We start from the raw sequence: 7,711 nt of genomic DNA, 5'->3' as shown, positions 1-7,711 counted from the left end.
GTTCACGACAGCTGATGCCAGAATTAAACTGGCAAAGCTATATCCAACAACACTTTAAAAACTAGATGGATGTACTAGTAGGTACACAACATAATATGCTACCGTTTGTGCATAGTGAGCTACCATTCATGCATAGAGGTATTGAAAAGTATAAAGATTTTGTTATATTCAAGGTATACTACTACATCTTAAGTATTCTGAGAATCTATAATATGGAGTGGAGATGATAAGATGTCGTACTTTAGGAATATTAACAGGATATATAATGTGTACTAGTATGTGTTGCGTTTCAATTTTCATAAAGATAACCTTTAAGAATAATTGAAGATAACCGTTGTTACATGATTGAAAAGGAGTGAAGGAGTATGCATTTTAAAAAATCTGTTTTAAAAAATCATTTATTGTATAGCATTATAACTTTAATGGCTATAGCAATGCTATTTCCTATTACGGCATTTGCACAAGCTTATGTACAAACATGGGATCTTGTTGATTCTGGCAAACATCTAGACTATGACGGAAACAGCACTTACATGAGTTATATTAACACTGGGGCTGCCACATGGAATGCATATAAATCTGGAGTAATCAGAAAAGACAGTGCTTTTGTTGTAGAAGATGTATACGTAAGCGATGTCAATGCTTCGAATGGATGGGCAGGCATGACATATTCTAGTGGTAAAATTGAACTCAATACCTATTATATGAGCGGTTATAGTAATAGTAAAAAACAGAATGTAGCGACACATGAATTGGGACATGCATTAGGGTTGGATCACAGTACTTCAACAGATGTTATGGATGCAGCAATTACGGGACATACTAGTACGCAGGCATTATCTCAAAATGATAAAGATTCATATGATGCCGCATATAATAATTATTAGGGGAGGGAGAACGCTATGAAAAAATCAAGTATCTATGGTATTTTGTCTATTGTTCTTATCGTAGGAATGTTTTTTACAGGATGTGCATCCAAAAATAATGCAAGTCAACTGAATACAAATGTATCTAACTTGCCAATCCACCAGATGCACGCATCTTTTGTATATGATACTGATAACATTCGCGAAGCTGTTGGTATCTGTGATTACGTATTTGTAGCAAAGGTTGTCAGTTGCGATGGAACCGAGTATCGAAATGTTATAACGACTGAAGATGAAAAAGGAAATCCTAAGGAGGTCGGTTCGCCTTACACTAATTATACTATTCAGGTTCTCGAAAATATAAAAGGTGAACTTATTACAGATAAACCTATTCCTATTGTTAAACAAGGCGGAATTTCAGAAAAACAAGATGCTATTTATCTGTTTGAGAATGATTCACTGCCTTCCGAAAATTCCATTTATATCTTTTTGGCATATGCACAAGAGGATGGTTCGTTACTAATTTCTGGTCCAAATTCAAATGTAATGTGTAACGATTCGAATATGTATTCTATTAATTCTGTCTCAGAGGAAAAATCAGTTACAGAATACGATGAGTTTATTACATATAAAGATGCTAATGATAATGAGATTATTCCAGTTGATCGAGAGCGTTATAAATCTATATATGAGACTGACAATAATTAATCATTATTTCTGAAATATATAGATTAAAGATGGCAGGTAGGTGCTTAACCTATCTGCCATCTTTTCGGTTTTATACCTATATGTAGAACAGTTCGTGCATGTTGGGCTACCATTCGTGCATAGAGGGATTGAAAAAATTAAATACTCTGTTATATTAAGCACATACCATGGTAAACAAATAAAGTTGTCTGTAATTGTCAGACAATTAAGGAGGGGGGGGGTGAAAACGATGGACAATAAGCAAGTAAACAAGGCACCCCAGAAAAGTGCCCGTCTCGTACTTCAGGCAGTGACTGCTATTGCTCGAAGTAATGCAAATTCATTGTGCCGTGGTTTGTTGTATGAACCAAAAGTACCAACGCAGTTAAAAAAATAAGATTGGGAGGAATTGACTATGATGTTAAAAAGTTTAAAACAGAAGATTGCAAAAGTAGGTATTGGTTTGTTTTGTGCAGGATGTGTATTTCTTTCTTCAGCAGCATATTCTCAGGCGGCATCTTACACCGCTTATGCACTTAAACTGAATAAGACTAATAACTTTACCTCTATGCATGCAAAAACAACATCCGATGATTACATCACAAATGAGGTAACAGCAATTACCAATACCTCTTACGCAAATTTCTGGGCTGTCAATAACAGCAAGAGTAAAATATCTAATAAGTATAAGCAGGGTGTTGGAACAGGATCTTGTAATTTAATCTTTACCAAGAGCGGTTATAATTCTACTAACACACAGGTCGGTATGGGAATGGAAAATTATCAATCTCAATTATCAACTGCATTTGTAAGTGGAAATGTAGATTTTAGATAACAGAAGGGATGGGCATAAACCTCTTCGTGGGTTTATGCCCTTTTGGTAAAGATTATGAAAAAAATGGTTCTTATAGAAATCAAACATTGTATTGATCGTGCAGAATATAAAGTTGTTTTTATTGCTCTAATGATTTTAAATATTGCTTCGTATATTTTATGTGTAAAAAATGATATAGGAAAAAGTTATCAATTTATTCGTTCAGCAAATGAAAATTTCGTATTACAGGGCACTGAAGCGGCATATATTCCATATATAATGTATCTGTTATTGCCTGTTTATGCAACAATTATTGCATCACTTTCCTTAATAAGAGAAGAAAAAAGCAATAGTTCAATCCTACTTATTCAAAGAATCGGGAAAAAGAAATATTTAGCAGGAAAATTATTTGGCATTCTGATTGTAACCTTTTTGACAATAACAATACCAATGCTCATAAATTTATTATTATGCCACTTGACATATCCAATACATGGATATGACAGTGCTTGGGGAGAACCTGATTACGCTATAGGTTTGGTATCATATAACGCTGACAATTTTCTTGATATGGTGAGATTGCAACATCCAACTTTATATAATCTAATATACATTTTTAATTACGGAATTTTTGGCTCGGGATTAGCTATCTTAGCTTATGCTCTTTCATATTATAACAAAATGAAAGTTCTATATTTCGCAAAGATACCTGGTGCTTTGTTTATATTCTATATTGTTTTTAATTTGATTGTTTCTGTCTTTGGGCTAAATGAATTCTCTATACAAGGTTATATTATGCCTAATGTTCATGGAAATATAATAGGAGAAATTGTTCTGATATTGCTTATTTTTGGATTAAGTATTGGCATTATACAGAGAAAAATAAAAAATTATGAAGTTATATAAGAAAAAAATTTTGAATGTTAATGTTGGAAAATGCTTACTAGTATCACTTATAACATTTGTAATTAGATATTTTTATGCTAATGTGTACTTGGGGTTTCATAATAGTCTGGTTACAATAACAGAAGGAGTACGTTCACAAATATATTTTGGGGGAATACTAATAGATCATTCGTTTGACCTTATATCTTTATCATTTTTTGCGATTTTGTTTATCCTTGAGATTTGTTATCTTACAATGGACTTATTTAATGATGCAAATGATAACATGGTAATTCTACTTCCTCGTTATGGGAAAAAACACATAATTTATAAGGATATATTAATAAAAATGATATTACGTGACTGTATTGTAGTTGTTTCCGATTATTTGTTTTTTCTTTTTGTAGAGCATACCTCTAATGGCTTAGAAGATTTCAAAGTTATTTTTATGCTATTGATAGAGATTTTTCATTTGCAAATGATTAGTTATTTGTTTTCATTTTGGAAAGATTCAATTATAGGATACATCGTTGCATTTATTGTATTTTTTATTCCAGTAATGGTGTGTGGATTTTATTTTTCAATGGGAAATGTTATATGGAAAATTTGGCATTATTCCTTGCTACATATTCCTTTATTTAATTGGCATAACAAGCTTATTATATATTATGTCGAAGAAAATTACGAATGGACTACAAGCAATATAGATTTATTGAATTTTAAGTCAAGCTGTCTCATTTCAGTTATATCATCCGCTGTTTTGGTGTGGATAGGTAAATTTCTTTGCGAAAAAAAACAAATATTGTGAGGTGAATGATATCCATGAATTTATATGTAAAATCTATTTCAAAGTCAATTAAAGGTGAAAAAGTGCTTGATGATATCAGTTATACATTTGAATCTGGTAAAATATATGGAATATATGGTAAAAATGGTTCAGGTAAAACAATGCTACTCAGAGCCATTGCAGGTTTTATAAATACAGACAAAGGATACATAAAATATAATCACAAGGCATTACATAAAGATATGGATGTTTTACCAGATTTAGGAGCTGTTATTGAAAATATTTCTTTTTGGAGTATGTATTCAGGATTTGAAAATTTGAAAATGCTTTCCAATATAAAAGGAATTGTATCAGATGAAGAAATATATGAAATAATGATATACTTTGGTCTTGATCCCAAATCAAAGAAAAAAGTAAATAAATATTCATTAGGAATGCGTCAAAAACTAGCTCTTTGTCAAGCACTGATGGAACATCCAAAAATTTTGCTTTTGGATGAGCCAACTAACGCATTGGATCAGCATAGCATTGATTTATTTCGTGAACGTATATTGGAAGAAAAAAAGAATGATACCATTACTATACTGACAAGCCATAATAAAGAAGATATTGAAATATTAGCGGATGAGAAGATATGCATGGAATTTGGTAAAATTAAGGAGTTGATGTAATGAAGAAATTTGTATTAACTATCTGTGTTGTAATCATTTGTATGGTGACAGCCTTATTCTATGGAAAGACTGGGATAAAAACAACTACAGGGGTTCATGATCCTGATATTGCTTTATCAGAAAATACAGCTATGGAAATTTTCTATACAGGAGGGCAGAAAACTTCTTACTTTAACAATGAAAGTAATTACTCATTGGATGATATGGAAAAAGATTCTTCTTTAATAGCTCGTATAACTGTAACAAATTCTCGTGAAATGAGTTTACGATCAACAAAAACAATGGTAAAAATAGAGGAAATCTATAAGGATAATTCTGCTAATCTTTCAGTAGGTGACTGTATTTACATTATAGAACCTGTATCATTTGTTAGAGGTGAAGAATTTTACACTAACGGATGGCAATATCTGAAGACCGAAGATACTTATTTAATATTTTTAAAAAATCTAGGATGTATTGATGGGTATAAATACACCAAAGAGGAAGAAAATTCATTTATGCCTGTATCGGAAATATATTCAAAGAGAAATCTAACTCATGATGAAAGTTGTGTGGTTTTTGATTCGGCGGAAACTCTCTATTCAAGTATATCTATGTTTGCATTTTTGACCTCAGAAAAAACTATAGTAGATAATTATGAGAAAATATGGAAAAACATTACAAATTCAGGTAAGTATGAATGATTTAATTATTTATGAATGAATCTCTCCTATTCTATTTCCTGTGAGAAGCGTATCAATGTTAGAAATTCATGGAGATACTGAATTAAGCAATATGGAATCATTCAATCTTAAAGAAACTAAAAATGGAGATAATAGAAATTGAATAAAAAGAAATTGGCAAAGAGTGTTGTAGGCATTGCTTTAATTGTAAGTGTAGCTATACTTATCGTTGTATGTGTTGGAAAAATAAAGCACATTCAGAATAAAAAAAATATTATTGGTACATGGAAGAATGCAAATGCAGAGGAAGTGTTTACCTTTCAAGAAAATGGAGGACTTGTTGTAAACAAAGATATGCCCGAATTGGGTATTACCTGTGGCAATGCATTATATAGCATATCTTCCTCAAATATGATTTTTGTGGAACAGAGAGATAATAGCGTGAATTTTGAGATAGAAGTAGATCAAAACGAATTAACAATCTTCTTTATGGGTCATAAATATTGGGAATTAACAAAATAGCAATTGCATATAAAGCGATACTCATGATATCCATAACCATAAAATATAGAGCCGATGAATCACTCGTTATTTCGATTGTGAGTTATCGGCTCTATTTCATTATTTATGGAAGGGCTAAAGAAATATCGTATTTTATAGAAATACTTTTGACAGATTTCTTCTCATTTTTATGTTCTTTTATCAAGTGCTATACCATTCCATATTCATCGCATTCACCCAATCTTGCATTTCTGAATCAAGATACAAACGGGCATATTCTAGTGGATTGTCAATCGCCAGTGCATCCAACATTCGTTGAGAGTTAGGAGTAGTAATCAATCCATCTTCTGCCTTGCCACAGTCAATCCGAAGTATGTAGCCATTGTAATAATTGATGTCTATGATGTTGTGATATTTATTATATTCTGCATGAACGATATTCATATTGCAAAGTCCTTTCTCTTATCTGTTTCAGTTGTAGAAGCATCTTGACCAGTTCCAGCCGATTATGTGATTTATATAATGTTATTAGCTGTTACCGGATTTTGCTTCCCTTGTTTTTGCCCTTATGAGGTGTCGTAACACAAGGGAAAAGGATATAACATAAGGGAAAGTCTAAGGGAAAGCTCACTTGCCAAAACTGTAGTAAAATCAAGGCATTGCGGATTTTATCGTAACACTTTATAATACCAGTTAGGTGTTAAAGAATTGTAGGTATCAAAATTGCAATTTTATTGATTGAAGCATAATCAATACTCACTTTTACCCGATATTGAGTAAACTATGAATTACCCATGGTTGAACTGTAATCATAACTATAAATATATAAATTGCATATAACATTATTTCGACCATGTCATTAACATTTTCGGACTGAAGCCTTTTCCTAAAATTGATAGGTAAAATTTTTGACACCAGATAATATATCAAATATCCTAAACATGCTCCTGCTGTATTTATAATAAGGTCATTTATATCTGTTGCCCCCCAGCCAAACATCTGAACAATTTCAATAGATAAGGAAAACAGAAAGCCAGTTAAGATAACATTCTTTATATGCTGATACTTTTTATACAGTAATGGTAAGAAAAAGCCCAAAGGAACAAATAAAACAAGGTTTAGTATGGTATCTATTGGTCCACTTATCATACCACAAAATGGAATTATAGAAATTTGGGGACGAAATGATATTGTGCTTGTATAACCAATACCTGTTACAGTTAAAATTCCAAATAAATAATAACAAAAAACAAACACAGCGATAATATGAAAAATACTTTGTTTTCGTCCCGATTTTTTTCTAATAAAAAAATACAATATAAGAACTGGAATTATAAACACATACCCACTTATTGAACGAATAAGAATATCGGAAATTGGCAACATATTTTTCACTCCTTTTACATGAACTCATTACATATATTTGTCAGTCCGTTTCTTCTATAAAGATAACAGCAAAAATTAAAAATTATCCAACGAAAAATCGAAAATTTTTCTTAAAATTTTATTTATTCTACATACTCATATTATAGCAATTCCATGTATTCGCTACAATGAAAATCTATCCAGCAATCCTATTTTTTCGGCTGTCCCTGCGGTGTATGGTTCTGTGGACTTCCTGCGTTCTGGTTTCCTTTATTCTTCAACACAATATCCTCTGCTTTTACATACCAGTCCACATCTGCACCCGTATAAGTTTTTCGTGATACCGTATCGGCTACTGGATTGACAAGCTCCACAACTGCATTGTACGGAAATTCTCTTAACGGTACTTCTGGCGGTACAGACACGGGGATAATTCCACCATGCAGACTGCACTTCAAATCATAGATACGCTT

The 7,711-nt window shown here is 31.9% G+C and carries 12 protein-coding genes; 9 read left to right on the top strand and 3 right to left on the bottom strand.

Features of this window, described 5'->3' with window-relative positions; genetic code table 11:
• Window positions 1–365: 365 nt before the first annotated feature.
• The 9 genes from I2D69_RS19215 (at window position 366) to I2D69_RS19175 (ending at window position 5,894) form a co-directional block, all read left to right on the top strand.
• Window positions 366–887: a M57 family metalloprotease gene (locus I2D69_RS19215; RefSeq protein WP_008397006.1), complete on the top strand. Its 522-nt coding sequence runs from the start codon at window positions 366–368 to the stop codon at window positions 885–887.
• A gap of 15 nt (window positions 888–902) precedes the next feature.
• Window positions 903–1,574, top strand: a complete 672-nt coding sequence (locus tag I2D69_RS19210; RefSeq protein ID WP_008397007.1) for a hypothetical protein — start codon at window positions 903–905, stop codon at window positions 1,572–1,574.
• A gap of 229 nt (window positions 1,575–1,803) precedes the next feature.
• Window positions 1,804–1,950: a cyclic lactone autoinducer peptide gene (locus I2D69_RS19205; protein ID WP_015568874.1), complete on the top strand. Its 147-nt coding sequence runs from the start codon at window positions 1,804–1,806 to the stop codon at window positions 1,948–1,950.
• A gap of 18 nt (window positions 1,951–1,968) precedes the next feature.
• On the top strand, window positions 1,969–2,388 hold the full coding sequence (locus I2D69_RS19200; RefSeq protein ID WP_008397010.1) for a hypothetical protein: 420 nt from the start codon (window positions 1,969–1,971) through the stop codon (window positions 2,386–2,388).
• Window positions 2,389–2,442: 54 nt separating this feature from the next.
• Window positions 2,443–3,273: an ABC transporter permease subunit gene (locus I2D69_RS19195; RefSeq protein ID WP_008397012.1), complete on the top strand. Its 831-nt coding sequence runs from the start codon at window positions 2,443–2,445 to the stop codon at window positions 3,271–3,273.
• Window positions 3,260–4,060 (top strand): hypothetical protein, encoded by an 801-nt coding sequence (locus I2D69_RS19190; RefSeq protein ID WP_008397014.1) that lies wholly within the window; start codon window positions 3,260–3,262, stop codon window positions 4,058–4,060. The genes I2D69_RS19195 and I2D69_RS19190 overlap by 14 nt, the downstream gene beginning before the upstream one ends.
• Window positions 4,061–4,074: 14 nt before the next feature.
• On the top strand, window positions 4,075–4,710 hold the full coding sequence (locus tag I2D69_RS19185; RefSeq protein ID WP_015559483.1) for an ABC transporter ATP-binding protein: 636 nt from the start codon (window positions 4,075–4,077) through the stop codon (window positions 4,708–4,710).
• Window positions 4,710–5,393, top strand: a complete 684-nt coding sequence (locus I2D69_RS19180; RefSeq protein WP_008397017.1) for a hypothetical protein — start codon at window positions 4,710–4,712, stop codon at window positions 5,391–5,393. The genes I2D69_RS19185 and I2D69_RS19180 overlap by 1 nt, the downstream gene beginning before the upstream one ends.
• A 138-nt stretch (window positions 5,394–5,531) precedes the next feature.
• Complete coding sequence (locus tag I2D69_RS19175) at window positions 5,532–5,894, top strand: hypothetical protein (RefSeq protein ID WP_008397018.1); 363 nt, start codon at window positions 5,532–5,534, stop codon at window positions 5,892–5,894.
• Between the two features lie 180 nt (window positions 5,895–6,074).
• Here I2D69_RS19175 and I2D69_RS19170 read toward each other — a convergent pair whose 3' ends face one another.
• The 3 genes from I2D69_RS19170 to I2D69_RS19160 all read right to left on the bottom strand — a co-directional run.
• On the bottom strand, window positions 6,075–6,317 hold the full coding sequence (locus I2D69_RS19170; protein ID WP_008397019.1) for a DUF6061 family protein: 243 nt from the start codon (window positions 6,315–6,317) through the stop codon (window positions 6,075–6,077).
• Window positions 6,318–6,635: 318 nt separating this feature from the next.
• Window positions 6,636–7,259: a VanZ family protein gene (locus I2D69_RS19165; protein WP_008393085.1), complete on the bottom strand. Its 624-nt coding sequence runs from the start codon at window positions 7,257–7,259 to the stop codon at window positions 6,636–6,638.
• A gap of 188 nt (window positions 7,260–7,447) precedes the next feature.
• Window positions 7,448–7,711, bottom strand: a 264-nt coding sequence (locus tag I2D69_RS19160) for a YdcP family protein (protein WP_173819549.1), incomplete at its 5' end; no start/stop codon positions are given.

Origin of the sequence: Ruminococcus sp. D54t1_190329_F1 (genome assembly GCF_015551645.1) — a bacterium.
Taxonomy (GTDB): Bacteria; Bacillota; Clostridia; order Lachnospirales; family Lachnospiraceae; genus Blautia_A; species Blautia_A faecis.
This window is presented reverse-complemented; position numbering and strand designations above follow the sequence as displayed.